The organism is Streptomyces sp. NPDC030245, from assembly GCF_055572995.1.
Genome location: NZ_JBVICF010000011.1, coordinates 144,128 through 169,951, shown reverse-complemented (window position 1 = coordinate 169,951; position 25,824 = coordinate 144,128). Strand labels below are relative to the sequence as shown.

The 25,824-nt window shown below is 72.3% G+C and carries 23 protein-coding genes; 11 read left to right on the top strand and 12 right to left on the bottom strand.

Going from position 1 to position 25,824, the window contains the following annotated elements; genetic code table 11:
* Window positions 1–5 precede the first annotated feature (5 nt).
* Window positions 6–1,454 (top strand): NAD(P)H-quinone dehydrogenase, encoded by a 1,449-nt coding sequence (locus ACZ4Z4_RS28135; RefSeq protein ID WP_398300558.1) that lies wholly within the window; start codon window positions 6–8, stop codon window positions 1,452–1,454.
* A 176-nt stretch (window positions 1,455–1,630) separates the two neighbouring features.
* Window positions 1,631–2,602 carry a DeoR/GlpR family DNA-binding transcription regulator gene (locus ACZ4Z4_RS28130; RefSeq protein WP_468333124.1) on the top strand — a complete coding sequence of 324 codons (972 nt, stop codon included), beginning with the start codon at window positions 1,631–1,633 and terminating at the stop codon, window positions 2,600–2,602.
* 60 nt (window positions 2,603–2,662) lie between these two features.
* Here the strand turns inward: ACZ4Z4_RS28130 and ACZ4Z4_RS28125 are convergent, their stop codons facing one another.
* From ACZ4Z4_RS28125 to ACZ4Z4_RS28110, 4 genes are all read right to left on the bottom strand, one after another.
* A complete protein-coding gene (locus ACZ4Z4_RS28125; RefSeq protein ID WP_468333486.1) occupies window positions 2,663–3,226 on the bottom strand; it encodes a TetR/AcrR family transcriptional regulator in 564 nt (187 codons plus the stop codon).
* A gap of 140 nt (window positions 3,227–3,366) precedes the next feature.
* Window positions 3,367–3,540 (bottom strand): hypothetical protein, encoded by a 174-nt coding sequence (locus tag ACZ4Z4_RS28120; RefSeq protein WP_468333121.1) that lies wholly within the window; start codon window positions 3,538–3,540, stop codon window positions 3,367–3,369.
* A gap of 5 nt (window positions 3,541–3,545) precedes the next feature.
* Window positions 3,546–4,394: a hypothetical protein gene (locus ACZ4Z4_RS28115; protein ID WP_468333118.1), complete on the bottom strand. Its 849-nt coding sequence runs from the start codon at window positions 4,392–4,394 to the stop codon at window positions 3,546–3,548.
* Between the two features lie 367 nt (window positions 4,395–4,761).
* The gene (locus ACZ4Z4_RS28110) at window positions 4,762–6,534 is read right to left on the bottom strand and encodes an acetyl/propionyl/methylcrotonyl-CoA carboxylase subunit alpha (RefSeq protein ID WP_468333115.1); all 1,773 of its coding nucleotides are present in this window, start codon (window positions 6,532–6,534) and stop codon (window positions 4,762–4,764) included.
* Between the two features lie 354 nt (window positions 6,535–6,888).
* Here ACZ4Z4_RS28110 and ACZ4Z4_RS28105 point away from each other — a divergent pair, with 354 nt between their 5' ends.
* Window positions 6,889–7,320, top strand: coding sequence for a hypothetical protein (locus tag ACZ4Z4_RS28105; protein WP_468333112.1), 432 nt, complete (start codon window positions 6,889–6,891; stop codon window positions 7,318–7,320).
* Window positions 7,321–7,323: 3 nt separating this feature from the next.
* Here ACZ4Z4_RS28105 and ACZ4Z4_RS28100 read toward each other — a convergent pair whose 3' ends face one another.
* From ACZ4Z4_RS28100 to ACZ4Z4_RS28085, 4 genes are all read right to left on the bottom strand, one after another.
* The gene (locus tag ACZ4Z4_RS28100; protein ID WP_468333109.1) at window positions 7,324–7,932 is read right to left on the bottom strand and encodes a nucleoside triphosphate pyrophosphatase; all 609 of its coding nucleotides are present in this window, start codon (window positions 7,930–7,932) and stop codon (window positions 7,324–7,326) included.
* 85 nt (window positions 7,933–8,017) lie between these two features.
* Window positions 8,018–8,146, bottom strand: a complete 129-nt coding sequence (gene mmpB / locus ACZ4Z4_RS28095; protein WP_361170439.1) for a morphogenic membrane protein MmpB — start codon at window positions 8,144–8,146, stop codon at window positions 8,018–8,020.
* A gap of 70 nt (window positions 8,147–8,216) precedes the next feature.
* Window positions 8,217–8,423, bottom strand: a complete 207-nt coding sequence (locus tag ACZ4Z4_RS28090; RefSeq protein ID WP_365365909.1) for an acyl-CoA carboxylase subunit epsilon — start codon at window positions 8,421–8,423, stop codon at window positions 8,217–8,219.
* Window positions 8,424–8,439: 16 nt separating this feature from the next.
* Window positions 8,440–10,068, bottom strand: coding sequence for an acyl-CoA carboxylase subunit beta (locus tag ACZ4Z4_RS28085; protein WP_468333106.1), 1,629 nt, complete (start codon window positions 10,066–10,068; stop codon window positions 8,440–8,442).
* A 126-nt stretch (window positions 10,069–10,194) separates the two neighbouring features.
* Between ACZ4Z4_RS28085 and ACZ4Z4_RS28080 the strand changes: the two genes are divergently transcribed.
* From ACZ4Z4_RS28080 to hutH, 5 genes are all read left to right on the top strand, one after another.
* Window positions 10,195–11,058: a biotin--[acetyl-CoA-carboxylase] ligase gene (locus ACZ4Z4_RS28080; RefSeq protein WP_468333103.1), complete on the top strand. Its 864-nt coding sequence runs from the start codon at window positions 10,195–10,197 to the stop codon at window positions 11,056–11,058.
* Between the two features lie 624 nt (window positions 11,059–11,682).
* Window positions 11,683–12,849 carry an adenylate/guanylate cyclase domain-containing protein gene (locus ACZ4Z4_RS28075; RefSeq protein WP_468333100.1) on the top strand — a complete coding sequence of 389 codons (1,167 nt, stop codon included), beginning with the start codon at window positions 11,683–11,685 and terminating at the stop codon, window positions 12,847–12,849.
* Between the two features lie 91 nt (window positions 12,850–12,940).
* Complete coding sequence (locus ACZ4Z4_RS28070; protein WP_468333097.1) at window positions 12,941–13,738, top strand: enoyl-CoA hydratase/isomerase family protein; 798 nt, start codon at window positions 12,941–12,943, stop codon at window positions 13,736–13,738.
* Window positions 13,739–13,823: 85 nt separating this feature from the next.
* A complete protein-coding gene (locus ACZ4Z4_RS28065; protein WP_468333094.1) occupies window positions 13,824–14,993 on the top strand; it encodes a GGDEF domain-containing protein in 1,170 nt (389 codons plus the stop codon).
* A 143-nt stretch (window positions 14,994–15,136) separates the two neighbouring features.
* Window positions 15,137–16,675, top strand: a complete 1,539-nt coding sequence (hutH, locus tag ACZ4Z4_RS28060) for a histidine ammonia-lyase (protein ID WP_468333483.1) — start codon at window positions 15,137–15,139, stop codon at window positions 16,673–16,675.
* A gap of 17 nt (window positions 16,676–16,692) precedes the next feature.
* On the opposite strand, the gene ACZ4Z4_RS28055 is transcribed toward hutH, so the two are convergent.
* The 3 genes from ACZ4Z4_RS28055 to ACZ4Z4_RS28045 form a co-directional block, all read right to left on the bottom strand.
* Window positions 16,693–17,316 carry an AAA family ATPase gene (locus tag ACZ4Z4_RS28055; RefSeq protein ID WP_468333091.1) on the bottom strand — a complete coding sequence of 208 codons (624 nt, stop codon included), beginning with the start codon at window positions 17,314–17,316 and terminating at the stop codon, window positions 16,693–16,695.
* A gap of 32 nt (window positions 17,317–17,348) precedes the next feature.
* On the bottom strand, window positions 17,349–18,146 hold the full coding sequence (locus ACZ4Z4_RS28050) for an inositol monophosphatase family protein (protein ID WP_468333088.1): 798 nt from the start codon (window positions 18,144–18,146) through the stop codon (window positions 17,349–17,351).
* A 78-nt stretch (window positions 18,147–18,224) separates the two neighbouring features.
* Window positions 18,225–18,548, bottom strand: coding sequence for a hypothetical protein (locus tag ACZ4Z4_RS28045; protein ID WP_468333085.1), 324 nt, complete (start codon window positions 18,546–18,548; stop codon window positions 18,225–18,227).
* Window positions 18,549–18,658: 110 nt separating this feature from the next.
* On the opposite strand from ACZ4Z4_RS28045, the gene ACZ4Z4_RS28040 reads away from it, so the two are divergent.
* Both ACZ4Z4_RS28040 and ACZ4Z4_RS28035 read left to right on the top strand, forming a co-directional pair.
* Window positions 18,659–18,991 (top strand): hypothetical protein, encoded by a 333-nt coding sequence (locus ACZ4Z4_RS28040; protein WP_468333082.1) that lies wholly within the window; start codon window positions 18,659–18,661, stop codon window positions 18,989–18,991.
* A gap of 300 nt (window positions 18,992–19,291) precedes the next feature.
* The gene (locus tag ACZ4Z4_RS28035; RefSeq protein WP_468333079.1) at window positions 19,292–20,557 is read left to right on the top strand and encodes a L,D-transpeptidase; all 1,266 of its coding nucleotides are present in this window, start codon (window positions 19,292–19,294) and stop codon (window positions 20,555–20,557) included.
* A gap of 45 nt (window positions 20,558–20,602) precedes the next feature.
* On the opposite strand, the gene ACZ4Z4_RS28030 is transcribed toward ACZ4Z4_RS28035, so the two are convergent.
* Window positions 20,603–22,237, bottom strand: a complete 1,635-nt coding sequence (locus tag ACZ4Z4_RS28030; RefSeq protein WP_468333076.1) for an InlB B-repeat-containing protein — start codon at window positions 22,235–22,237, stop codon at window positions 20,603–20,605.
* A gap of 242 nt (window positions 22,238–22,479) precedes the next feature.
* Between ACZ4Z4_RS28030 and ACZ4Z4_RS28025 the strand changes: the two genes are divergently transcribed.
* The gene (locus ACZ4Z4_RS28025) at window positions 22,480–25,818 is read left to right on the top strand and encodes a S8 family peptidase (protein ID WP_468333073.1); all 3,339 of its coding nucleotides are present in this window, start codon (window positions 22,480–22,482) and stop codon (window positions 25,816–25,818) included.
* The last annotated feature ends 6 nt before the right edge of the window (window positions 25,819–25,824 follow it).

The following is a 25,824-nucleotide window of genomic DNA, read 5'->3' as shown; positions in this document are numbered from 1 at the left end:
GGACAATGGAGTACGTGACTCGGATCGTGATCATTGGTGGCGGACCCGGCGGATATGAGGCGGCGCTCGTGGCCGCCCAGCTCGGCGCGGAGGTGACCGTCGTCGACTGCGACGGTCTGGGCGGGGCGTCGGTGCTCACCGACTGCGTGCCGTCGAAGACCCTGATCGCCACGGCCGAGGTGATGACCACCTTCGACTCCTCGTACGAGGAGCTCGGGATCATCGTCGCGGACGACACCCCGCACATCGACAGCCCCGCGCGCGTGGTCGGCGTCGACCTGGGGAAGGTCAACCGCCGTGTGAAGCGGCTCGCGCTCGCGCAGTCCCACGACATCACCGCGTCGGTGACGCGGGCCGGCGCGCGCGTGCTGCGCGGCCGCGGGCGGCTGGAGGGGCAGCAGGACACCGACGGGTCGCGGAAGGTCGTGGTGCGGGCCGCCGACGGCAGCGAGGAGACCCTCGTCGCCGACGCCGTGCTGATCGCCACCGGCGGTCACCCGCGCGAGGTGCCCGACGCGCAGCCCGACGGCGAGCGGATCCTGAACTGGACGCAGGTGTACGACCTCGACGAGCTGCCCGAGGAGCTCATCGTGGTCGGCTCGGGTGTGACGGGTGCCGAGTTCGCCGGCGCCTATCAGGCCCTCGGGTCGAACGTGACGCTCGTGTCGAGCCGTGACCGCGTGCTGCCCGGTGAGGACCCGGACGCCGCCGCCGTCCTGGAGGACGTCTTCCGGCGCCGCGGGATGAACGTGATGTCCCGTTCGCGTGCCGCTTCCGCCAAGCGGGTCGGGGACCGGGTCGAGGTCACGCTCGCCGACGGGCGCGTCATCTCCGGCACGCACTGCCTGATGGCCGTCGGCGCCATTCCGAACAGCAGCGGCATGGGTCTGGAGGAGGCCGGGGTCAAGCTGAAGGACTCCGGGCACATCTGGACCGACAAGGTGTCGCGCACCTCCGCGCCGGGCGTGTACGCGGCCGGTGACGTGACCGGGATCTTCGCGCTGGCCTCCGTCGCCGCCATGCAGGGGCGCATCGCGATGTACCACTTCCTGGGTGACGCGGTGCAGCCGCTGAATCTGAAGGCCGTGTCGGCGAACGTCTTCACCGACCCCGAGATCGCGACCGTCGGCTACAGCCAGGCCGACGTCGACGCCGGAAAGATCGACGCCCGCGTGGTGAAGCTGCCGCTGCTGCGGAATCCGCGCGCGAAGATGCAGGGCATCCGCGACGGATTCGTCAAGATCTTCTGCCGGCCGGGAACGGGCATCGTGGTCGGCGGTGTGGTCGTCGCACCGCGCGCTTCGGAACTGATCCATCCCATCTCGATCGCGGTCGACAACAATCTGACGGTCGAGCAGATCGCGAATGCGTTCACCGTGTACCCGTCGCTTTCGGGGTCGATCGCCGAGGTGGCGCGTCAGCTCCACACCCGCAAGACGGCGGGCGAGGGCTGATCCGCGCGGCGGCCGTAAACAACTCTCCGCAGGTCACGCACTGTTGTCGCCCATTCACGCGGCATAGGCACTCCGAGTAAGCACCTATACCACTTCCTACCCTGCGGTGCGCACAACTTCTGTAATTCGGCGCAAACTGCTGAAAGCAGACGGTCGTTGGGGTTACTGTCAGTTTCGTGTTCGCTGCAGAACGTCGCCAATTGATCCTCGAAATGGTGCGGGCCAACGGGGCGGTATCGCTCCGTGAGCTCGCCCGCGTCGTCCAGACCTCCGAAGTGACCGTACGGCGGGACGTGCGCGCGCTGGAGGCAGAAGGACTCCTCGATCGCCGACATGGCGGTGCGGTATTGCCGGGCGGATTCACGCGGGAGTCCGGCTTTCCGCAGAAATCACATCTCGCGACCGCCGAGAAGACGGCTATCGCCGATCTCGCGGCGGGTCTCGTCGAAGAAGGCGAAGCCATCGTCGTCGGGGCGGGTACGACCACGCAGGAGCTGGCCCGACGGCTCGCGCGGGTGCCCGGCCTGACCGTCGTCACCAATTCCCTTCTGGTGGCACAGGCGTTGGCCCACGCCAACCGGGTGGAGGTCGTCATGACCGGCGGCACCCTGCGCGGTTCGAACTACGCCCTCGTGGGCAGCGGGGCCGAGCAGTCCCTCCAGGGGCTGCGGGTGTCCCGCGCGTTCCTCTCGGGCAGTGGGCTGACCGCCGAGCGCGGCCTCTCCACGTCCAACATGCTCTCCGCGAGCGTGGACCGTGCGCTGGTCCAGGCGGCGGCCGAGGTCGTGGTCCTCGCCGACCACACCAAGCTCGGCACCGACACGATGTTCCAGACGGTGCCGACGGACGTCATCACCCGCCTGGTCACGGACGAGCCGCCGGGGCACGACGACCGCGCCGCCACGGAGTTGCAGGCGCTGGCCGACCAGGGCGTGCAGATCGCGGTGGCCGGTGGTGCCGCCGGCCCTGACGCCGGGCCCGGTGTCGATTCCGTCCCGGCGGGGCGCCAGCCGCGCCGGGACGTGCCCCTGCCGGGTCAGCGGCGTACTCACGGGGCGGGCCCCGGCCAGCCGCTGCGCAGCGCCATACTCGGGGAGCAGCCGCCCGGGGAGCGGGCGGCGCGGGTCGCGGATCTGCGCCGCCGCTGAACCGGGCGGGGCCGGAAGCGGGTGGGGCCGGGAGCGGACGGGGGCGGACGGGGCGCGGTGTTACGCCGTGGTCTGCCCGTCGGCCTTCAGGCCCCGCAGGGTCAGCGTGAGCAGGCGGTCGGCCAGCTCCGGATCGTCCGGGGTCTCCTCGGCCGCCAGTGAGATCGCGTTGGTCAGCTGGAGCAGGTCGGAGATGGAGACGTCGGGCCGCACCGCCCCTGCCTCCTGCGCGCGGACCAGCAGTGCCGCGCCCGCCTCGCGCATCGGCCTGCTGCACCGCGCGAGCGCCGAAGTGTCGTCGTGCGACGCCGACATGAGGGCGCTCGACAGACCGCGGTACTCACCCGCATGAGTGATGATGGCGCGCAGCCACGCCACGAGTGCCGAACAGGGCTGCGGGTCGTCGAGCAGCGCGTGCGAGCGCGCGAGCAGGTCGCTCACCGCGTCCTCCCAGACCGCGCTGACCAGCGCGTGCCGGTTGGGGAAGTGGCGGTAGAGCGTGCCGATGCCGACCCCCGCGCGGCGAGCCACGTCCTCCAGGGAGGCGCCCGTGCCGTGCTCGGCGAAGGCGGCGCGGCCCTCGGCGAGCAGCCTGTCGTAGTTGCGGCGGGCGTCGGCCCGCATGGTGCGCGCCGACTGTGCCGCCTGCCGCGGCGCTCTCGCCTGCTGGCCCATGCCGGTCGTCATCCCCGCACCCTTCGTGAACGTACGCGTCCCTCAAGGATGCCACTGCCCGCGGAGCGCGATCGGCGTAGGACAGGCTCTCAGGGCTCCCGGCGGGCGAAGAAGGCGTCGAGCTCCGCCCTCGCCCTGCGTTCGCGCCGGTGCGGCGGCAGGGCGCCGCCGCGCAGGTTCCGGGTCAGCCAGAGCACCAGCGGATACGTGACGCAGGTGCCGACGGCGAGTCCGGTCAGCACCCCTGCTGCCAGCTCCCCCATGATCATCAACTCACCTTCGTACGGGGCCGCGCGGGGCTCGGGCGGAAGCCGTCGCGGGCCGCGGCGATCATCGTGGCGCCGTTGTCCGGCGTCAGCGCGCCGTAGCCCAGCAGCCGCCAGCGCCGGTCGACGGCGTCGCTCTCGTAGTACGGCACCGGGCCCGCCGCCGACGGCACCAGGAGCGGCGCGGGCTCCTTCGCGCAGCCGTGGCAGGCGGCGGCCTCCCCGCCGGTGACGGCCACGCGCGCGTGGCCGCGCTCGTGCAGCGGGTTGAAGTAGCAGGGCGGGTCGGGCCGCAGCGGCACCTCCGTCACCAGGGCCTCCAGGGCGCGCAGCCCGATGCGGCTGAACTCGACGCCCGCCACGAGCTCCCCGAGCGCGTGCGCGGCGTCGTACGCCGGGTCGGGGCTCAGCGGTTCCTCGCAGGGCGGCAGGATCACCGAGTTGCTGGCCTGGATAGCCGCGGTGACGGCGAACTGCGCCAGTTCGGCGCGGAGTTCCGGGGCGAGCGAGCAGGTGTGGTCCAGGGCGTCACCGAGCGCGGACGCGTCGCTGAGGAGCGCGGCGCGGTGTTCGGCGTGCGGGCGCAGGGCCTCGGGGTCGCCGCCCGGGTCCGGCAGCGGGGCGCGCCAGTCGGGTGCGGGCAGCGGCAGGGCGAAGGTGTAGGGGCGGCGGCGCCCCAGTGGCAGGCGGGTGAAGCGGCGCAGGAGCGCCACGGAGAGGCCTGCGGCCAGCCCCAGGACGAGTCCCGCCTCGTAGCGCTGCCCGGTGCCGGCGGTGGCCGCGAGCCAGCCGGTGGCTGAGATGGCGCCTGCCGCGGCCAGCAGGCACAGTACGTCCCCCGTGCGTGTCACTGAAGTCCCCCCGTGGTCTTCGGCTCTACGGGAGGAAGGACGCGGGGGCGCTGCGCTGCGGTTGCGGGGCGATGGCTCTGCACCGGGGCGGCGTCTGTCACCGGCTTCGCCGGGTTCGTCCTCAAGCGCCGGACGGGCTTGAAATCCAGCTCTGCGCCGGGTTTGTTCTCAAGCGCCGGACGGGCTTGAGATGCAGCTCTGCGCCGGGTTTGTTCTCAAGCGCCGGACGGGCTTGAAATCCAGCTCTGCGCCGGGTTCGTCCTCAAGCGCCGGACGGGCTTGAAATCCAGCTCTGCGCCGGGCGGGCTCGAAATGCCGTCGGGCCGCGCTGGATCTTCCAGCGCGGCCCGACGTGTCAGCTCCTGGCTCAGTCCTTGATCTCGCAGATCACCGCGCCGGAGGTGAGGCTCGCACCCACCTCCGCGGTGAGGCCCTTGATCGTGCCCGAGCGGTGTGCGTTCAGGGGCTGTTCCATCTTCATGGCCTCAAGGACGACGACCAGGTCGCCCTCCTTGACCTCCTGGCCCTCCTCGACCGCGACCTTCACGATCGTGCCCTGCATGGGCGAGGCGAGGGTGTCGCCGGAGGCGGCGGGGCCGGACTTCTTGGCCGCGCGGCGCTTGGGGCGGGCGCCCCCCGCCGCCGCGGTGCGCGCGATGGTCATGCCCAGCGAGGACGGCAGCGAGACCTCGAGGCGCTTGCCACCGACCTCGACGACGACCGTCTCGCGGCCCGGCTCCTCGTCCGTCTCGGTGTCGGCGGCCGCGGTGAACGGCTTGATCTCGTTGACGAACTCGGTCTCGATCCACCGGGTGTGGACCGTGAACGGGTCGCTGGAGCCGGTCAGTTCGGGCGCGAACGCCGGGTCCTTGACGACGGCGCGGTGGAAGGGGATGGCGGTGGCCATGCCCTGCACGTCGAACTCGTCCAGCGCGCGGGCGGCACGCTGGAGCGCCTGCTCGCGGGTGGCACCGGTGACGATCAGCTTGGCCAGGAGCGAGTCCCAGGCCGGGCCGATGACCGAGCCGGACTCGACGCCCGCGTCCAGGCGGACGCCGGGGCCCGACGGCGGCGCGAACGTGGTGACGGTGCCGGGCGCGGGCAGGAAGTTGCGGCCCGGGTCCTCGCCGTTGATGCGGAACTCGAAGGAGTGACCCCGGAGTTCGGGGTCGTCGTAGCCGAGCTCCTCGCCGTCGGCGATGCGGAACATCTCGCGGACCAGGTCGATGCCGGAGACCTCTTCGGTGACCGGGTGCTCCACCTGGAGGCGGGTGTTGACCTCCAGGAAGGAGATCGTGCCGTCGACGCCGACGAGGAACTCGACGGTGCCCGCGCCCACGTACCCGGCCTCGCGCAGGATCGCCTTCGAGGCGGCGTAGAGCTGCTCGTTCTGCTCGGCCGTCAGGAACGGGGCGGGCGCCTCCTCCACCAGCTTCTGGTGGCGGCGCTGGAGCGAGCAGTCACGGGTCGAGACGACCACCACGTTGCCGTGCTTGTCGGCGAGGCACTGGGTCTCGACGTGCCGCGGCTTGTCGAGGTAGCGCTCCACGAAGCACTCGCCGCGGCCGAAGGCCGCCACGGCCTCGCGCACCGCGGAGTCGTACAGCTCGGGCACCTCTTCGAGCGTGCGGGCCACCTTCAGACCGCGGCCGCCACCGCCGAACGCCGCCTTGATCGCGATCGGCAGGCCGTTCTCCTCGGCGAAGGCGACGACCTCGTCGGCGCCGGAGACCGGGTCGGGCGTGCCCGCGACCAGCGGGGCGCCGGCGCGCTGCGCGATGTGCCGCGCGGCGACCTTGTCGCCGAGGTCGCGGATGGCCTGCGGCGGCGGGCCGATCCAGTTCAGGCCCGCGTCGATGACGGCCTGCGCGAAGTCGGCGTTCTCCGAAAGGAAGCCGTAGCCGGGGTGGATGGCGTCCGCCCCCGCGTCCTTGGCCGCTGCCAGCACCTTGGAGATGTCCAGGTAGCTGGTGGCCGGAGTGTCACCGCCCAGCGCGAACGCCTCATCGGCTGCCCGTACATGCAGCGCGTCCCGGTCAGGGTCTGCGTAGACGGCTACGCTCGCGATCCCTGCATCCCGGCATGCCCGGGCAACGCGGACAGCGATTTCGCCACGGTTGGCGATGAGCACCTTGCGCACGATGGCTCCCTCCTTGAAACAAGCCGAGTTTAGGGACTGCCGACACGGGCTTACGACCCGTCCCCAATGGTGAGCTTGCCCACACGGAGTGTGACTCGAGACCGGCTAGGTTCGTGAAATCCCTTGTCGTACCGCGGTACGCAGGGTCCCTCCCCGGCAGCGTAGCCCTCCGGTGTGGTCAAGGTCTCTGTGTGTCAGCGCTGCGGACGCGTGGCTTTCTTTGTGGAGTCCCTACGAATGGCCCAATGATTCTTTGCCCGCGACACAGCTCTTGTCCCAGGGTTTACCGGTTAGTAGCGTTCGCGATGGCTCCGACGTACCAGCGGTAACAGCAAGCGGAAGAGGGTGGGCGCCATGACGCGCAGACCGGTGGCCTGGGTGGGCGCGATCGTTCTCCTCGCGGAGGCCGTCGGCCTCGGGCTCCTCAACTGGTTCCTCGGCCTCGTCGTCGACAACCAGGCCATGTCCCTCGCGGGCCTCGACCCCCGTGCGATGTCCGTGTCGACCTGGATCGCGGGCGCCCTCATCGGCGGCTACCTCGCGCTCTGCGCGTTCGTCCTCGCCCGCGCCGCCGTGCGCGACCGCGCGCCCGGCGGCTTCGGGCGGGTACTCCTGATCAGCTGCGCCGTCGTGCACGCGCTGCTCGGGGCGTTCTGCGTCGGCCTGGTGGGCTGGGCCGCGTTCGCCTTCATGATGGGCGTGCTCGGCCTGATCGTCCTCACGCTCGTGGCGTACGAGAAGAAGGCGCAGCAGGAGGGCGAGGTGGCCGCGCCCCAGGCCGCCTGAGAGCTACTTCCGCCACAACTCCGTGATGCCGACGCCCAGTTCCGCGAGGAGGCGGCGCAGCAGCGGCAGGGAGAGGCCGATGACGTTGCCGTGGTCGCCCTCGATGCCCTCGACGAACGGCGCCGAGCGGCCGTCCAGGGTGAACGCGCCCGCCACGTGCAGCGGTTCGCCGCTCGCGACGTACGCGGCGATCTCGGCGTCGGAGGGCTCACCGAAACGGACGACGGTGGACGCCGTCGCGGACGCGTACCGCCCGGAGACGGTGTCGTGGACGCAGTGCCCCGTCTGGAGGACGCCCGCGCGGCCGCGCATGTCCTTCCAGCGGGCGGTGGCCTCCTCGGCGTCGGTCGGCTTGCCGAGCGCCCGGCCGTCCAGCTCCAGGACCGAGTCGCAGCCGACCACCAGCGCGCCCTTGGCCTCGGGCCGAGCGGCGACCACCGACGCCTTGGCCTCGGCCAGGGCGAGGGCGAGCTCGGCGGGGGTCGGCGCGGAGACCTTGTCCTCGTCGACACCGCTGACGATCACCTCGGGGGCGAGGCCGGCCTGCCGGAGCAGACCGAGCCGGGCGGGGGACTGGGAGGCGAGGACGAGACGGCGGGGCTGATCACTCATGCGGTCAGCGTAGCGAGGGCGCCCGGACGAGAACATTCAGTGGATGCGTCAGTGCACGTCTCAGCGGCTGTACAGGCGTGACGCCTCAGTGGATGCCGAGGACGAACATCGCCACCACCATGGCCAGGGCGAGGACCAGTCCCGCGCGGCGCATCTTCGCCTGGAGGTCCCTCATGTCCTTCGGAGGGTTGTCCTCCGGATCCGACCACAGCATGCAGTCGATACTGCGGCCGGGCGGGCCGGGACGCCTGAGTACGCGTACTCAGGTTCCCGGCCCGGCACACCTACCCGGGCCAGTACGTGCGGCCCCACGCCGTCGGTGACGGTGCGGGCAGCCGGTGCCTGGCCACCCGCGCGGGGTCGGCCCAGGAGTCGGGCAGCGCGGGCGCGCCGGACGGCTGTCCGGCGACCGCCGCGGCGCGCACCTGGACCACCGCCAGGGCGGCGGCCAGCTCCTCGGGGGTCGGATTGCCCCGTACGACCTTGATCATGAGCCCTCCTGGGGGTCTAGAGGGGGATGTTGCCGTGCTTCTTCGGAGGGAGGGATTCCCGCTTCGTACGCAGCTGACGCAGGCCGCGCACGAGGTGGGAGCGGGTTTCGGACGGCATGATCACCGCGTCCACGTAGCCGCGCTCGGCCGCCGTGTACGGGTTCAGGAGGGCGTCCTCGTACTCCTGGATGAGCCGCGTCCTGACCTCCTCGACGTCGTCCCCGGCCTCGGCGATCGTGCGGCGGTGCAGGATGTTGACCGCGCCCTGCGCGCCCATCACCGCGATCTGCGCGGTCGGCCACGCCAGGTTCAGGTCGGCGCCCAGGTGCTTGGAGCCCATCACGTCGTACGCGCCGCCGAACGCCTTGCGCGTGATGACCGTGATCAGCGGGACGGTCGCCTCCGCGTACGCGTAGATGAGCTTCGCGCCGCGCCGGATGATGCCCGTGTGCTCCTGCTCGACGCCCGGCAGGAAGCCCGGCACGTCGACGAAGGTGATGACCGGGATGTTGAACGCGTCGCAGGTGCGGACGAAGCGGGCGCCCTTCTCGGAGGCGTCGATGTTCAGACAGCCCGCGAACTGGGTGGGCTGGTTGGCGACGATGCCCACCGGGTGGCCCTCGACGCGGCCGAAACCGGTGAGGATGTTCGGTGCGAACATCGGCTGCGTCTCCAGGAACTCGCCCTCGTCCAGGACGTGTTCGATGACGCGGTGCATGTCGTACGGCTGGTTGGCGCTGTCCGGGATCAGCGTGTCCAGCGCCAGGTCCTCGTCCGTGGGCGCCAGGTCCGCCTCCTCGGGGAAGGCGGGCGGCTCGCTGAGGTTGTTCGACGGCAGGTACGACAGGAGCGACTTGACGTACTCGATGGCGTCCTTCTCGTCGCCCGCCATGTGGTGCGCCACGCCCGACGTGGAGTTGTGCGTGCGGGCACCGCCCAGCTCCTCGAAGCCGACGTCCTCACCGGTGACGGTCTTGATGACGTCGGGGCCCGTGATGAACATGTGCGAGGTCTGGTCGACCATGACCGTGAAGTCGGTGATCGCGGGGGAGTAGACGGCGCCGCCCGCGCACGGCCCGACGACGAGCGAGATCTGCGGGATGACACCGGACGCATGGGTGTTCCTGCGGAAGATCTCGCCGTACATCCCGAGGGCCATGACGCCCTCCTGGATGCGGGCGCCGCCCGAGTCGTTGATGCCGACGACCGGGCAGCCGGTCTTCAGCGCGAAGTCCATGACCTTGACGATCTTCTGGCCGAAGACCTCGCCGAGCGCGCCGCCGAAGACGGTGAAGTCCTGCGAGAACACGGCGACGGGGCGGCCGTCGACGGTGCCGTACCCGGTCACCACGCCGTCGCCGTACGGCCGGTTCTTCTCCAGGCCGAAGTTGGTGGACCGGTGCCGCGCGAACTCGTCGAACTCGACGAAGGAGCCCTCGTCGAGCAGCAGTTCAATGCGTTCGCGCGCCGTCAGCTTCCCCTTGGCGTGCTGCTTCTCGACCGCTCGGGCCGAGCCCGCGTGCTTGGCCTCCTCGATGCGGCGGTGCAGGTCGGCAAGTTTTCCCGCGGTCGTATGGATGTCGGTGGCGCCGTCTTCGGCGGTGCGGTCTGACGCGGGCACGTTGGGCTCTTCCGGCTCGGACATCGGGATGCGGCTCCCTGCCTGCTCAAAGGTGCTTGTCTACGGCTGTGCGGCTGGCTACTGACCCGTAGCGTATCGGCGCGCATACCGTTCGGCAGTGCGGCGTTTACCACACCTAAGGTTGCTTGCATGACGCCGTCAGATACTGAAGACAACCGCTGGTCCGACCTCGACAGGCCGCCCCTCCACGCCGGGTCCCTGCGGCGGGCGCTGCTGCGGGACGGCGGCCTGTGGTCCTCCCTCGACGTGGTGCCCGCCACCGGCTCCACCAACACCGACCTCGCGGCGCGGGCCGACGAGTTCCCCGAGGGCGCGGTGCTCGTCGCCGAGGAGCAGAGCGCGGCGCGCGGCCGCCTCGACCGCCGGTGGTCCGCGCCCGCCCGCTCCGGGCTCTTCTTCTCCGTCCTCCTCAAGCCCGCCTCGGTACCGGTGGAGCGCTGGGGCTGGCTGCCGCTGCTCACCGGGGTCGCCGTCGCCACGGGGCTCTCGCGGGCGGCGGGCGTGGACACCGCACTCAAGTGGCCCAACGACCTGCTGGTGACTGTCGGTGACCAGGAGCGCAAGGCGGGCGGCATCCTCGCGGAGCGCGCGGGCTCGCCGTCCGCCGGGGGCATCGTCATCGGCGTCGGCCTGAACGTCACCCTCCGCGAGGACGAGCTGCCCGTCCCGACGGCGGGCTCGCTCGCCCTGGCCGGCGCGCGGACCACGGACCGCGACCCGCTGCTGCGGGCCGTGCTGCGCTCCCTGGAACGCTGGTACGGCGACTGGCGCACGGCCGCGGGCGACCCGGCCGCGTGCGGCCTCCAGGAGACCTACGCCGCCGGCTGCGCGACCCTCGGCCGCCACGTCCGCGCACACCTCCCCGGCGACCGCTCCATCACCGGCGAAGCAGTAGCGGTAGACGGCGACGGCCGCCTGGTCCTGGCCACGAGGGAGGGCATCCAGCACCCGGTAGGCGCAGCCGACATCATCCACTTGCGCCCGGCCCTTTGAGCGGACCCGGCCCCCTAGGGGCGCGGGGAACTGCGCGACCGGCCACAGCGGGCCCGCAGGCGGCGGCCGGCCCGGCGAGGCAGGTGCGCGGGGAACTGCGCGAGCGGCCACAGCGGGCCCGCAGGCGGCGGCCGGCCTGGCGAGGCAGGTGCGTGGCCGCAGGGGGCGGGCGACCCGGCCCCCTAGGGGCGCGGGGAACTGCGCGACCAGCCACAGCGGACCCGCAGGCGGCGGCCGGCCTGGCGAGGCAGGTGCGTGGCCGCGGGGTCGGGCGACCCGGACCCGGCAGGGGCGCGGGGAACTGCGCGACCGGCCACAGCGGGCCCGCAGGCGAGGGACGGCCTGTCGGGGCAGCTGCTGCGGGGGCCGCGGCTCGACGGGCGGCCCGGACCCCCTAGGGGCGCGGGGAACTGCGCGACCAGCCACAGCGGGCCCGCAGGCGAGGGACGGCCCGGCGAGGCAGGTGCTGCGGACCCGCAGGCGGCGGCCGGCCCGGCGCGGCACGCGCGGGGCGCCGAGCCACGGGGCGCCGGCTCGGGGGAGTCGGGAGTGAGCTGCGGCACACCTGCCGTAAAGTTGACGCCGGTCGATACCTGACCGCGGCAGATCGGAAGGGCAGCAGGCGTGACCGTCGACGACACGGGCTCCGGCGAGGGTGCACACCCCGGTGCGGAGCCGGACGCGGACGGTGCGAGAGACGTCTCGGGCGTGCCCGAGGTGGACGAGAAGGGTGACGGCGACGCGGACAGGGACCCGCTCGCCCTACGGCTCGAACAGCTGATCCTCGGCGCCGACCGCCGCTACACCCCCTTCCAGGCGGCCCGCAGCGCGGGCGTCTCGATGGAGCTGGCGTCCCGCTTCTGGCGGGCCATGGGCTTCCCGGACATCGGCCAGGCCAAGGCCCTCACCGAGGCGGACGTACTCGCCCTGCGCCGCCTCGCGGGCCTCGTCGAGGCGGGCCTGCTGAGCGAGGCCATGGCCGTACAGGTGGCCCGGTCCACGGGACAGACCACCGCCCGCCTCGCGGAGTGGCAGATCGACTCCTTCCTGGAGGGGCTCACCGAACCCCCCGAGCCGGGCATGACCCGCACCGAGGTCACGTATCCCCTCATCGAGCTGCTCCTGCCCGAGCTGGAGGAGTTCCTCGTCTACGTGTGGCGGCGCCAGCTCGCCGCCGCCACCGGCCGCGTGGTGCAGGCCGCGGACGACGACGAAATGGTCGACCGGCGCCTCGCCGTCGGCTTCGCCGACCTCGTCGGGTTCACGCGGCTGACCCGCCGCATGGAGGAGGAGGAGCTCGGCGAGCTCGTCGAGGCCTTCGAGACGACGGCGGCGGACCTCGTCGCCGCGCACGGCGGACGGCTCATCAAGACCCTCGGCGACGAGGTGCTGTACGCCGCCGACGACGCCGGCGTCGCCGCGGAGATCGCACTGCGCCTCATCGAGACCATGGCCAACGACGAGACCATGCCGGAGCTGCGCGTCGGCATCGCCTTCGGGACCGTGACGACCCGCATGGGCGACGTCTTCGGCACCACCGTGAACCTCGCGAGCAGGCTCACGTCGATAGCGCCCCGGGACGCCGTCCTCGTGGACGGCGCGTTCGCGGAGGAGCTGACGCGGACGGGCGACGCGCCCGCCTCCGAGACGCAGGCCGCGGAGGAGGCCGCCGCCGCGGAGAAGGAGGGCGAGGAGCCGCCCTCGTACCGCTTCGCGCTCCAGCCGATGTGGCAGCGCCCGGTCCGCGGCCTCGGGGTGGTCGAGCCCTGGCTCCTGGCGCGGAGAGGCTGAGGAGTCCCTTCCCGAGTCCCTTCCCTCCCGGACCGGCCCGGTGTCATGATCCCCGGGTAACGGTCGTTAACCGGCAGGTGGAGGAGGCGTCATGGGTGACGAGCAGCGGTACGGGGAGTACGTGGCGGTCAGGCGGCACGGCCACGTCGTCGAGCTCGTCCTCGACCGCCCCAAGGCGATGAACGCCGTCTCCTCGGAGATGGCCCGCTCCATCGCCGCCGCCTGCGCAGCCCTCTCCGAGGACTCCGACGCCCGCGTCGTCGTCCTGACCTCCACCCACGAGCGGGCCTTCTGCGTGGGCGCCGACCTGAAGGAGCGGAACTCCTTCAGCGACGCCGAGCTGCGCCGCCAGCGCCCCACGACGCGGGCCTCCTACACCGGCGTACTGGAGCTGCCCATGCCCACCGTCGCGGCCGTGCACGGCTTCGCGCTCGGGGGCGGGTTCGAGCTCGCGCTCTCCTGCGACATGATCGTGGCGGACGGGACCGCGGTCGTGGGACTTCCCGAGGTGTCCGTCGGTGTCATCCCGGGCGGCGGCGGCACCCAGCTCCTGCCGCGGCGCGTCGGCGCCGCCCGCGCCGCCGAGCTGATCTTCTCGGCGCGCCGCGTGGAGGCCGCGGAGGCACGGGAGTTGGGCCTGGTCGACCTGCTGGTGGCGGAGGGCGAGGCCCGGGCGGAGGCGCTGGCGCTCGGCGCCCGCATCGCCGCGAACTCGCCCGTCGGCCTGCGCGCCGCCAAGCGCGCCCTGCGCCTCGGCCACGGCCTCGACCTGCGGGCGGGCCTGGAGGTCGAGGACGCGGCGTGGCGCACGGTGGCCTTCTCCGGCGACCGGGCGGAAGGCGTCGCGGCGTTCAACGAGAAGCGGAAGCCGGAGTGGCCCGGGGAGTAGGGGGGACAGAGGCACGCCCCTCGCGGCCTCACGTTCCGTGATGTCCCGAGGTTCCAAACCGGAGCAAACCTCCTAACCTGGGTAAATGGGAGAGGACGTCCGGCTGCGGGCCGTGGTGGAGCTGGCGCAGGGAATGGCCGCCGCGCACACTCCGCGCGAGTCCTGGCGGGCGGCCGCCGTCGGCGCCTGCCACGCGCTGAACGGGAGCTTCGCCGCGCTGTCCGTCTGGGAGCGGGACATGGGGCGGCTGCGGGTCCTGGTCAACGCCGGGCGGCGCGTCCAGGGCGAGGAGGAGTTCCCAGAGAACGAGGCGTATCCCGTGAACCGGTTCCCCGAGATCACCGAGTTCCTGCACGAGCACTGGGCGGGCGGCGGCGAGCCGCACGCCTGGGTCGAGACGGCCGAGGGCCCGGCGGACTCCCGCGCGCCCGGCTACTGCCACCAGCGCGTGGCCGCGCTGCGCCGCAGGGGCCGCGGCTGCTGCGTCGTCGCGCCGGTCGTGCTGCACGGGCGCGCGTGGGGCGAGCTGTATGTGGCGCGCCCGCCGGGCGACCCCGTCTTCGGCCGGGCCGACGCCGACTTCGCGACGGTCCTCGCCGCTGTGGTGGCCGCCGGGCTCGCGCAGACGGAACGCCTGGAGGAGGCGCGCCGCCTCGCCTACACCGACGCGCTGACCGGCCTCGCCAACCGCCGCGCGGTCGACGTCCGGCTCGACCGCGCGGTGGAGCGGCACCTCGCCGACGGGGCCGTGGTCAGCCTCGTCGTCTGCGACCTGAACGGACTGAAGCAGGTCAACGACACCCAGGGCCACGCGGTCGGCGACCGCCTCCTTGAGCGCTTCGGCTCGGTCCTCTCGCTCTGCGGCGCGATGCTGCCCGGAGCGCTCGCGGCGCGCCTCGGCGGCGACGAGTTCTGCCTCCTCGCGGTCGGCCCCACGGCCGACGAGGTGGTGCGGGCTGCCGACGAACTCTGCGTACGGGCGGCCGAGTTGGAGCTGGGCGACGGGGTCGCCTGCGGCGTCGCGTCGACCGGGGACCCGATCGGCCCCGTGCGCTCGGCCCGCCGCCTGTTCCGCCTCGCCGACGCGGCGCAGTACCGCGCGAAGGCCGCGCGCGCGGCGAAGCCGGTGGTGGCCGGGCGGGAGGGCGCGGACGACCCGGTGGTCCGGCTCGCCGACGCGCCGCCGGGGGTGCCCTGGGCGGGGGAGCGGCGGAGGTTCCGGGGGCGGCGCACCTCCGGCCAGGACGGGGCCTAGGAGCACACGCATGGTCGGGGCGCCGAGGCCCGGCCGACCTCGCGGTAAGTGGCTGCTGCGACCTCGGTAAGTGGCTCCCGCGGAATCCACCCGTGACACTCGGCGATTCAGTCCGTACGCTGCTGAATATGGATATGCACAGCGTGGGCACCGTGGCCCTTGGGACCTCCGGGACGACCGCGGCGGACGTCATCGCCGTCGCGCGCGGAAACGCACGGATCGAACTCTCCGCCGAGGCGCTGGCGGCACTCGCCACCTCCCGCGAGATCGTCGACGCGCTCGCCGCCAAGCCCGAGCCGGTGTACGGCGTCTCGACCGGGTTCGGCGCCCTGGCCAGCCGCCACATCGGCCCCGACCTCCGCGCCCAGCTCCAGCGCAACATCGTCCGCTCGCACGCGGCGGGCATGGGCCCGCGCGTGGAGCGCGAGGTCGTCCGCGCGCTGATGTTCCTGCGCCTCAAGACGGTCTGCTCGGGCCACACGGGCGTGCGCCCCGAGGTCGCGCAGACGATGGCCGACGTACTGAACGCGGGCATCACGCCCGTCGTCCACGAGTACGGCTCGCTCGGCTGCTCCGGTGACCTCGCGCCGCTCAGCCACTGCGCGCTGACGCTGATGGGCGAGGGCGACGCCGAGGGGCCCGACGGCGAGGTCGGGCCCGCGGGCGAGCTGCTCGCCGCGCACGGCATCACCCCCGTCGAGCTCCGCGAGAAGGAGGGCCTGGCCCTCCTCAACGGCACCGACGGCATGCTCGGCATGCTGATCATGGCCCTCGCCGACCTGGAGACCCTCTACAAGTCGGCCGACATCACGGCCGCCCTCACCCTCGAAGCCCTGCTCGGCACGGAGAAGGTCCTCGCCCCCGAGCTGCACGCCATCCGCCCGCACCCGGGCCAGGCCGCCTCCGCCGCCAACATGCTGGCGGTGCTCGCCGGTTCGGGCCTCACCGGTCACCACCAGGACGACGCGCCGCGCGTGCAGGACGCGTACTCGGTGCGCTGCGCCCCGCAGGTCGCGGGCGCGGGCCGGGACACGATGGCGCACGCGCGGCTCGTCGCCGAGCGCGAGCTCGCGGCCGCCGTCGACAACCCCGTCGTCCTGCCCGACGGGCGCGTCGAGTCGAACGGCAACTTCCACGGCGCCCCGGTCGCGTACGTCCTGGACTTCCTCGCGGTCGCCGCCGCCGACCTCGGCTCCATCGCCGAGCGCCGCACGGACCGCCTCCTCGACAAGAACCGCTCGCACGGCCTGCCGCCGTTCCTCGCGGACGACGCGGGCGTCGACTCCGGCCTGATGATCGCCCAGTACACGCAGGCCGCGCTGGTCAGCGAGATGAAGCGGCTCGCCGTCCCGGCCTCGGCCGACTCCATCCCGTCCTCCGCGATGCAGGAGGACCACGTGTCGATGGGCTGGTCGGCCGCCCGCAAGCTCCGCACGGCCGTCGACAACCTCACCCGCATCGTCGCGATCGAGCTGTACGCCGCCACGCGCGCCGTCGAGCTCCGCGAGGGCCTCACCCCCGCCCCGGCGACGCAGGCGGTCATCGAGGCCGTCCGCAAGGCGGGCGTGGAGGGCCCCGGCCCGGACCGCTTCCTCGCGCCCGACCTCGCGGCGGCGGACGCGTTCGTCCGCACGGGCGCGCTCGTGGCGGCGGTGGAGCCGGTCACGGGGGCGTTGGCGTAACCGGAGCGGGCGCACGGTCACTTGAGGGCGCCGGCCCCCTCTTCCGCGAGCACCCGCTGGACACGGGACGCGAGGGTGTCCCAGGGGCGGGCGTCGACCACGGGCAGACAGTGCAGGGCGGCCTCGTGGCTCAGCCGGCGTGAGTACGCCGCGCTGACCTCGGCACGCTCCCTCTGGACCCCGTGCTCCGGCTCCCGCGAGGCGTAGTTGAGGGCGATCCGCTCCGGGTCGCCCTCGTGCACGAACACGGCCCGCACGCGCCGGCCCGTGGCGCTCCCCTCGCGGACGGCCCGCGCGGCGACGGCCGGAGTGAGGTAGTCGCCCTCGACCACGGCGGGCACGTCGACCGTGAGGCGGTTGCGCACGACGCCGAGGACGGCCGGTTCCAGGGCGCGGGCGGTGGCGATCTGAAGGTCGAGTACGCGGTCGGCGCCGAGGGCCGCGGCGTCGCCGACCTCGTCGAAGTGGTGCAGCCCGGGGTGCTGTTCGGCGGTGGTGATCGCCTGCACGGCCTCGACGACGTCGTCGAACTCGACGACGAAGGCGGTGCGCAGTGAGGCGAGCCGGGCTGCCAGCCGGCTCTTGCCGACGCCGGAGGCGCCGCCGATCAGCAGGATGTCCCAGGGTGCGTCATGTGCCACGGGGCGACGGTATCCCCGGGACGTGGATCATGTCAGGGGCGGCCGCCGATCATCGACAGCAGCTGGCCGTGGGTCTCGGGGTCCGCCGCCGCCAGGAGGCCGCGGCCGCCGGGGCCGAGCGGGGCGCCGTCGATGCCGGTGACCACGCAGCCCGCCGCCCGGCACAGGGCGATGCCCGCCGCGAAGTGCACGCTCCGCGAGAGGTCGCCGCCGTCGGTGACGTACGCGGCGCGCCGGCCGGCCGCGACCCAGGCCAGGGCCAGCGTCGTGGACACGACCCGCGGCCGGAACCCGGCGACGAAGCCGGGGTGCGCCAGCAGCTCCACGGCACGGAACCCGGGGGCGCTCGGGAACGGCGGATCCAGGTTGACGTCCACCAGGCGGGTCGCCGCCGTGGGCGACAGCGGGGTGTCGACCCCCTCGTGCCGGACCCAGGCCGTGTTCCCGTCGGTGCGGAAGACCTCGCCGCTGAACGGGTCGGCCACCGCCGCGGCCCCGTCGCGCAGCGCGACGTTGACGGCCACGAGCATGGTGCCGACGGCGTAGTTCAGCGTCCCGCACAGGGGGTCCACCAGCCACTGGCGGGCGGCGTCCGCCGCGCCCCGCTGCCCGCCCTCCTCGCCGAGCAGCGAGTCCTCGGGCCGGGCGGCACGGATGACGTCGGTTATCGCCTTCTCGGCCGCCACGTCGGCGGCGGTGGCGAAGTCCCCGGCCCCCTTGTCGAACCGGTCGAGCCGTTGCCCGTACAGGGCGCGCACCACGTCCGCCCCGGCACGTGCCCCGGCGGTCGCGACCTCGACGTCATCGGCATACGCGTATGAAGTGCTCATGCCGCGCACAGTAGCCGTGGCCGTGGCGAGCAACCGTGGCCGTGACGAGCAGCCGTGGCCGTGGCGTCGGCCCCGGCCTCAGCAGGCCGCGTCGCCCCCGTGCGCAGACCTCTCCCTGCGTACGGAGAAGACCACGAAGCCCGCCCCCAGGCTCAGGAACGCCGCGCCGCCCACCAGGTACGGAGTCTTGTCCACGCCGTCCGTCCCGGTCAGGGGGGCCGAGGCCGTGGTGGTGGTCCCGTGGTGGGAGGAGGCCGCGGTCGCGGACGACGTGGCGGGACGGGCGTCCCGGGGGGCGTCGGGTGTCGCGGGGGAGGTCGCGTTCGCGGAGGGGACGAAGCACAGGGCGCCGAGGAGGGCTCCCGCGGCGGCGGTGGTCAGCAACGATCGGCGTGCGGACACGGAATCGGATCCCCCTTGTGGCGCTGGCGAATTGGCCGTGTGGGGCGATGCTAATGAAAGGTGCGGGTCGCGGGAAAGTCGCGAGCCGCGGGGGCCGTACGCTCCGTCGTATGAGTGGAGACGAGACATCACGGTTTGTACGGCTGCGCGTCGAAATGGTGGTCGAGGTCGGCGACGCCGAGAAGCTGACCGGCGCCGCCCTCGGCCGCATCGCCGAGGACGCCCACATGCCGGCCGAGGAGCGGACGCACGCCGAGACCGCCGTCCGGGAGGACGTCGCCGAGGCGCTCGCCTACCTCGTGGACCCCTTCGACATGGTCAGCCAGGTGCCGGGGACCGAGCTCACCCGGGCCTCCTGGAGCAGCGAGCTGATCGACTACGACCCTGACGCGCCGGACTGGGACCCGGACGAGGATGATGACGAAGAGGACGACGAGCTGTAGGGCGTGAGCGGCGGCGCGTGAGCGGCGGCGCATGAGCGGCAGGCCGGATCCGGATTGAAGGATCCGGAATCGGGAACCCCGGGCAGCAACCGCCGCCCGGGGTTCCGTCGTCTCAGCCTGCACGATGATCGGCAGGAGGGATCCGGTGCCGCCAGTCCAGCACCGCGGACGTGGTGTTCCCCACATTCCCCGCAGATGTGGAACGGGACGAACCGGGCAGGACGTTATGCGGGGTTACGGGGGACTCCCGGGACTCTCGGGGTTGACTTCGGGGATTCGGCAACTTTGGAGATGCGTGTGATGACGGACAGTGGGCCTCGTAGGCTCGGACGCGGACGCAGGAGCGTCGCGGCCGTGTCCGCCCTGATGGGCGGCGTGCTCGTGCTCTCGGCGTGCAGCAGCGACGACGGCGACAAGGCCTCGGGCGGCAAGGAGTCGCAGAACCAGGTCGACGAGGCGGCGGCCAAGAAGACCTCCGCCGCCCGGATCGACATCGCGCCGAAGAACGGCTCCGACAACGCCAGCATCAACAGCGCCGCCAAGGTCACGGTCACCGACGGCACGCTGACGGCCGTGACCATGAAGCCCGCCGACGGCGGCGCCGCCGTCCAGGGCCGGATATCCGCGGACAAGAAGAGCTGGAAGCCGAGCGGCCAGCTCGAACGCGCCACGAAGTACAAGATCTCGGCGACCGCCCAGGACTCCGAGGGCCGCAAGGCGCACGAGAACTCGGCGTTCACGACCGTCTCGAAGGCCAACAGCTTCATCGGGAACTTCACGCCCGAGGACGGCTCCACGGTCGGCGTCGGCATGCCCGTGTCGCTCAACTTCGACAAGGCGATCACCAACAAGAAGGCGGTCCAGTCCGCGGTCGAGGTGTCGTCCGACAGCGGCCAGGAGATCGTCGGCCACTGGTTCGGCGCGAACCGCCTGGACTTCCGCCCCGAGAACTACTGGAAGGGCAACTCCACCGTCACCCTGAAGCTGAAGCTCGACGGCGTCGAGGGTGCCGACGGTGTCTACGGAGTGCAGCAGAAGACCGTCCAGTTCAAGATCGGGCGCAATCAGGTCTCCATCGTCGACGCCAAGACCAAGACGATGAAGGTCACGCGGGACGGCAAGGTCGTGAAGTCCATCCCGATCTCCGCGGGCTCGCCCGAGAACAAGACGTACAACGGCAAGATGGTGATCTCCGAGAAGTTCAAGGAGACCCGCATGGACGGCGCGACCGTCGGCTTCAAGGACGGCGACGGCAAGGGCGAGTACGACATCAAGGACGTGCCGCACGCCATGCGCCTGTCGAGCTCCGGCACCTTCATCCACGGCAACTACTGGGGCTCGCCCTCCATCTTCGGCAGCGCCAACACCAGTCACGGCTGCATCGGCCTGCGGGACGCCAAGGGAGCCAACGACAAGAGCACCCCGGGCTCCTGGTTCTACGAGAACAGCATCACCGGTGACGTCGTCGACGTCCGCAACACCGGCGACAAGACCATCGCCCCGGACAACGGCCTCAACGGCTGGAACATGGACTGGGCGCAGTGGAAGGCCGGCTCCGCCGTCTGATCGGGACGGAACGCATCAGGCCGGAACGAAGCAGGCCGGGACGAATCACGCCGGGACGAAGACCGCGCTCACGGTGTGCGGGCGGTCCATCGTCAGCGTCACGTTCTCCTCGGTGATGTCGTGTCGCCGCCCGTCGACGACCCAGGCGGCGACACGGTGTCCGGCGGCGGGCAGCGCGGTGAGGCCGACGGTGGTCCCGGGAGCGTAGGGGCCGTGGACGGCCGGGCGGACCGCGCCGTTCGCAGCCGCCTCCAGCGTGAGCGGGTGCCGGGTGCGGGCCGCTGTCGGCGTGCGGTATCCCGCGACGATCGGTGCGGTCCTGCGGGCCAGGGAGGCGTTGTCGTTCTCCTCGTCGCCCAGGGGCTGGCCGGCGACGGTGGCCCGCGGGTTCGAGTACTGGTTGACGGGGCGGCAGGGGCCGCCACAGCTGCGCGCGTAGGCCATCAGGGAGTGGTGGTCGCGGCGCGGGGTGATCCAGCCGGTGCCGCTCGGGGAGTTCAGCAGCGGGCGGTAGGCCTCGGGGGACGCGTGCAGGGCGAGGGTGGCGCGGTCGTGGAACAGACCGAGGTTGTGCCCGAGCTCGTGCCCGAGGTTGTACCACTTGACCAGGGACTGGACGTCGACGGCGGAGAAGGCGAGAGCGCTGTCCATGCGGCCCCGGGTGGGGAGGCTGGCCTGGCCCGAAGAGCCGTCGGGCACGTCGTTGACGACGGTGACCAGGTCGACGCCGAGCCGCTTCCGGTGGCGGTGCGCGGTCGCGCCCAGGTCGGCGTCCGTGGGGTCGGAGAGCTTGTCGAGCATGAGGTCGGCCGTCTGGTCGCCCAGGTAACCGGTGTCGTACCTGGCGACAAGATCGACCCTGGCGGCCACACCGCTGTCGGCGAGGGCCTGGTTCATGTAGGACTCGGCCATCCCCAGGCGGGTCGCCATCGCCTGCTCCCCGCCCACGCGCCGCACCGCGGCCGGTGTGTGCCCGGCCAGGACGTCGATGACGACGGGGGCCGCGGGGTCGGCCGGGGCGCGGTCCTCCAGGGAGTCGTGCAGCTCGCGGGCGGCCCCCTCGTGGTGGGGGGTGTCGTCGGGTGCGGGGCTCCGGCGCGCCCGCGGGTCCTCCTCCGTGATGCGCAGCCGCGGGCGCTCGCCCGGCTCTCCCGGTGTTCCCGGCTCGCGCGGCCCCTCCGGCTCTCCCGGCAGGGTGGTGACGTGGTACGTGCGGGTCCCCAGGTCGACCAGGGCGTCGACGGCGGGAGCGGTGCTCCGGGCGGTCCGGGCGCCGGGGTGCGTCTTCGGCCGTGTCCCGTCGGGGCGCCCGCACACCCCGCTCACCGCGATCACCGCCCGCTGCTCCGGCGCCCCCTTGACGTGGCCGGTCCACGTGACGGTGTCCCCGTCCACTTCGCGGCCTTCCTGGACGAGGGTGACCCGCATGCCGGAGAAGAGACCGAGATCGTGCTCGGCGGGGCGGCCGAAGGCGCCGGAGGCGCACAGCCACCGGTAGGCGGCGGGGTCGAGGCCGACGGTGCGCTCCCTCAGTACGCCCGACCCGTCCGCGGCGGGGTGCCGGCCCGCCGGGTGCGGCTCGGCCGACGCGGCCGTGGTCAGGGAGAGGGCGGCACAGAGGCAGGCCAGCCGGATCGCGCCGCGCGGGCGCAAAGGTCGCGTCGAGATCGTCGGGATCATGGCTTTTGTCGTTCCACTGCGGGGGTGCGCGGCAACCGCGGCCCCGAGCACATCACCCGAACGCGGTGGCGAGCGTTCCGCAATTGGCTTGATCCGGCCAATTGCCCTTAAGGCACACCAATTTCGGACAGCATCAACTCCGCACCCCAGCCCCACTATTGAGCAGGTGTTCGCCCCTCGGCATACTTCGACCTCCAGGGGCCGCAGCCCCTTAACCTCCAGGGGGAGACTTGCACAGACAAGTGAAAAGAGCGTGCGGAGCCAGTATCGCCGCGGCGGTCGCCGTGGCCCTCGCGGCGGGCATGACCAGCCCCGCGGCCGCGGCACCGGCATCCGCGGGACAGACGGCCGGGGCGGAGGGGTCCCTCGGCAAGGCCGCGGGCAAGGACCGTGTCACGCTGATCACCGGTGACCGGGCCGTCCTCGACGCCGAGGGCCGCGTCGTCGGACTGGAGCGCGCCAAGGGGCGCGAGCACATACCCGTCCAGGTGCGGCGCACCGGCGGGCACACGCTGCTGATACCCGCCGACGCGCAGCGCCTGATCGCCGACGGCACGGTCGACCAGCGGCTGTTCGACGTCACGGAGCTGAACAAGAAGCGCAACCGCGCGGCGCAGAAGAAGGCCCTCAAGGTCATCGTCGGCTACAAGGGAGCCGCCACCGCCGCCAAGGCCGAGGTCCGCGACGCCGGTGACACCACCGTCCGCAGGACCCTGAAGGCGCTCAACGCCGACGCCGTCAGCACGCCCAAGCAGGACGCGGGCGACCTGTGGGCCGCGCTCACCAGCGGCAAGGACGGCGCCCGCACCGCGGCGTCCGGCATCAGCCACGTCTGGCTGGACGGCGTCCGCAAGGCCACGCTCGACAAGAGCGTCAAGCAGATCGGCGCCGACAAGGCGTGGGCTGCCGGGTACGACGGCAAGGGCGTCAAGATCGCCGTGCTCGACACGGGCGTCGACGCCACGCACCCGGACCTCAAGGACCAGGTCGTCGCCGAGAAGAACTTCACGGAGTCGCCCGACGCCAAGGACCGCTACGGCCACGGCACGCACGTCGCGTCCACCGCGGCCGGCACGGGCGCCAAGTCCGGCGGCAAGCTCAAGGGCGTCGCCCCCGGCGCGAAGCTCCTCAACGGCAAGGTCCTCGGCGACGACGGCTACGGCGAGGACTCCGGCATCATCGCCGCCATGGACTGGGCGGCCGCGGAGGGCGCCGACGTCGTCAACCTCAGCCTCGGTGGCGGCGACGCCCCCGGCGTCGACCCGCTCGAAGCGCAGGTCGACAAGCTCTCCAAGGAAAAGGGCATCCTCTTCGCCATCTCGGCGGGCAACGCGGGCGAGCCCGGCTCCGTCGGTTCGCCCGGCAGCGCGGACGCCGCGCTGACCGTCGGCGCGGTCGACGACAACGACAAGCTGGCGGACTTCTCCAGCCAGGGCCCGCGGGTCGGCGACGGTGCGATCAAGCCCGACGTGACCGCGCCCGGCGTGGACATCACGGCCGCCGCCGCGCCCGGCTCCGTCATCGAGAAGGAGGTCGGCCAGAGCCCGGAGGGCTATCTGACGATCTCCGGTACGTCGATGGCCGCCCCGCACGTCGCGGGCGCCGCCGCCCTGCTCAAGCAGCAGCACCCGGAGTGGAAGCAGCCCGAGCTGAAGGGCGCGCTCACCGGCTCCACCAAGGGCGGCAAGTACACGCCGTTCCAGCAGGGTTCGGGCCGTATCGCCGTCGACAAGGCGCTCAAGCAGACCGTGATCGCCGATCCGGTGTCGGTGAACCTCGGTACGCAGCAGTGGCCGCACACCGACGACAAGCCGGTCACCAAGAAGGTGACGTACAAGAACCTCGGCAAGGACGCCGTCACCCTGGACCTCACGGTGACCGCCACCGACCCGAAGGGCCGTCCGGCCCCCGCCGGGTTCTTCGCCCTCGGCGCGAAGAAGGTCACCGTCCCCGCGGGCGGCACCGCCTCCGTCGACCTGACCGCCGACACCAAGCTCGGCGGCACGGTGGACGGCGCCTACTCCGCGTACGTCGTGGCGAACGGCGGCGGCCAGTCCGTGCGCACCGCCGCCGCGGTCGACCGCGAAGTGGAGTCGTACGACCTCACGCTGAAGCACATCGGGCGTGACGGACAGCCGACGAAGCACTACTCCGCCTCCCTCCAGGGCATCCTCGGCAAGGCCGTGGGCACGGACGTGTCGCCGTACGACCCGTCCGGCACCGTCAAGGTGCGGGTGCCCAAGGGCAGCTACATCCTCGACTCGAACGTCGCGGTCGACCTGGAGGACCTCGGCAAGGGCATCGACTGGCTCGCCCAGCCGAAGCTCGACATCACCAAGAACACCACGGTGACGGTCGACGCGCGGACCGCCAAGCCGGTCGACGTCACCGTGCCCGCGACCGACGTCAAGGGTGTGCTGGCCGCGCCCGACTACATGGTCGAGACCGCGGATCTGTCCAGCAGCTTCGGCTGGCTGCTCGACGAGTACAAGAACTTCCGTACCGGCGCCGTCGGTGCCGCGCCGACCGGCGTCAAGCTCAGCCAGCAGTGGGCGGCCGTCTGGACCAAGGGCGACAACGCCGAGTACAACACCATCGCCGGCGGGGCCGTGAAGCAGCTCGCCACCGGTTACACCAAGCACTACAAGGCGAGCGAACTGGCCACGGTCAAGGCCGGGCTCGGCGCCTCCACGAGCGGCAAGACGGGTTCCGTCCGCGCGTTCGGTGAGCTGCCCGACACCAGCGGCGGCTGGTCCATCTCCGTTGCGCAGAAGCTGCGGACCAACCGCACGCTGTACGTGTCCACCGGCGACAAGGTGAAGTGGGGCCTGGAGTTCGAGCAGAACGGCCCGGACGACGCGGAGGGCTGGCCGACGGTCGAGGCCGCCTACAGCCTGGGCGCCCCGCAGACCTTCAAGGCGGGCGGCAGCTACGAGAAGATCTTCAACACGGCCGTGTTCGGGCCGCGCATCGGCGGTGACTTCGGTGTCCGCCGCGAAGGCAACGCGATCACGGGCTCCCTCCCGCTGTTCGCCGACGGCAAGACGCACGTCGGAGGCTCGCTCTACACGTCGGTGAAGACCACCCTGACCCGCAACGGCACCCAGGTCGGCGAGAACGACGACCCGCTGACCGGCGAGAAGTCGTTCAAGGTGCCGTCGGCCGACGCCGAGTACAAGCTGTCGACGTCGGTGAAGCGCAGCGTCAAGGTGGCCGCGGCCTCCACGCGCATCGACGCGAGCTTCACGTTCCGCTCCAAGAAGGTGGAGAGCGCGAAGCTCCCCGTCTCCACGGCGCGGTTCAGCCCGGCGGTCGACCTGAGCAGCAGGGCGGAGGCCGACAAGAAGCAGTACGTGCCGGTCACGGTCCTCGGCGCGGCGGCCGGCGCCAACCTCAAGTCCCTGACCACGTACGTCTCGTACGACTACGGTCAGACCTGGGAGAAGGTCAAGGTCACCAACGGCAAGATCCACGTGAAGAACCCGGCGAAGGACAAGGGAATCTCGTTCCACGCCAAGATCGCGGACAAGAAGGGCAACAAGTCGACTCTGTCGATCTACAACGCGTACTACGGCAAGTAGGAACGC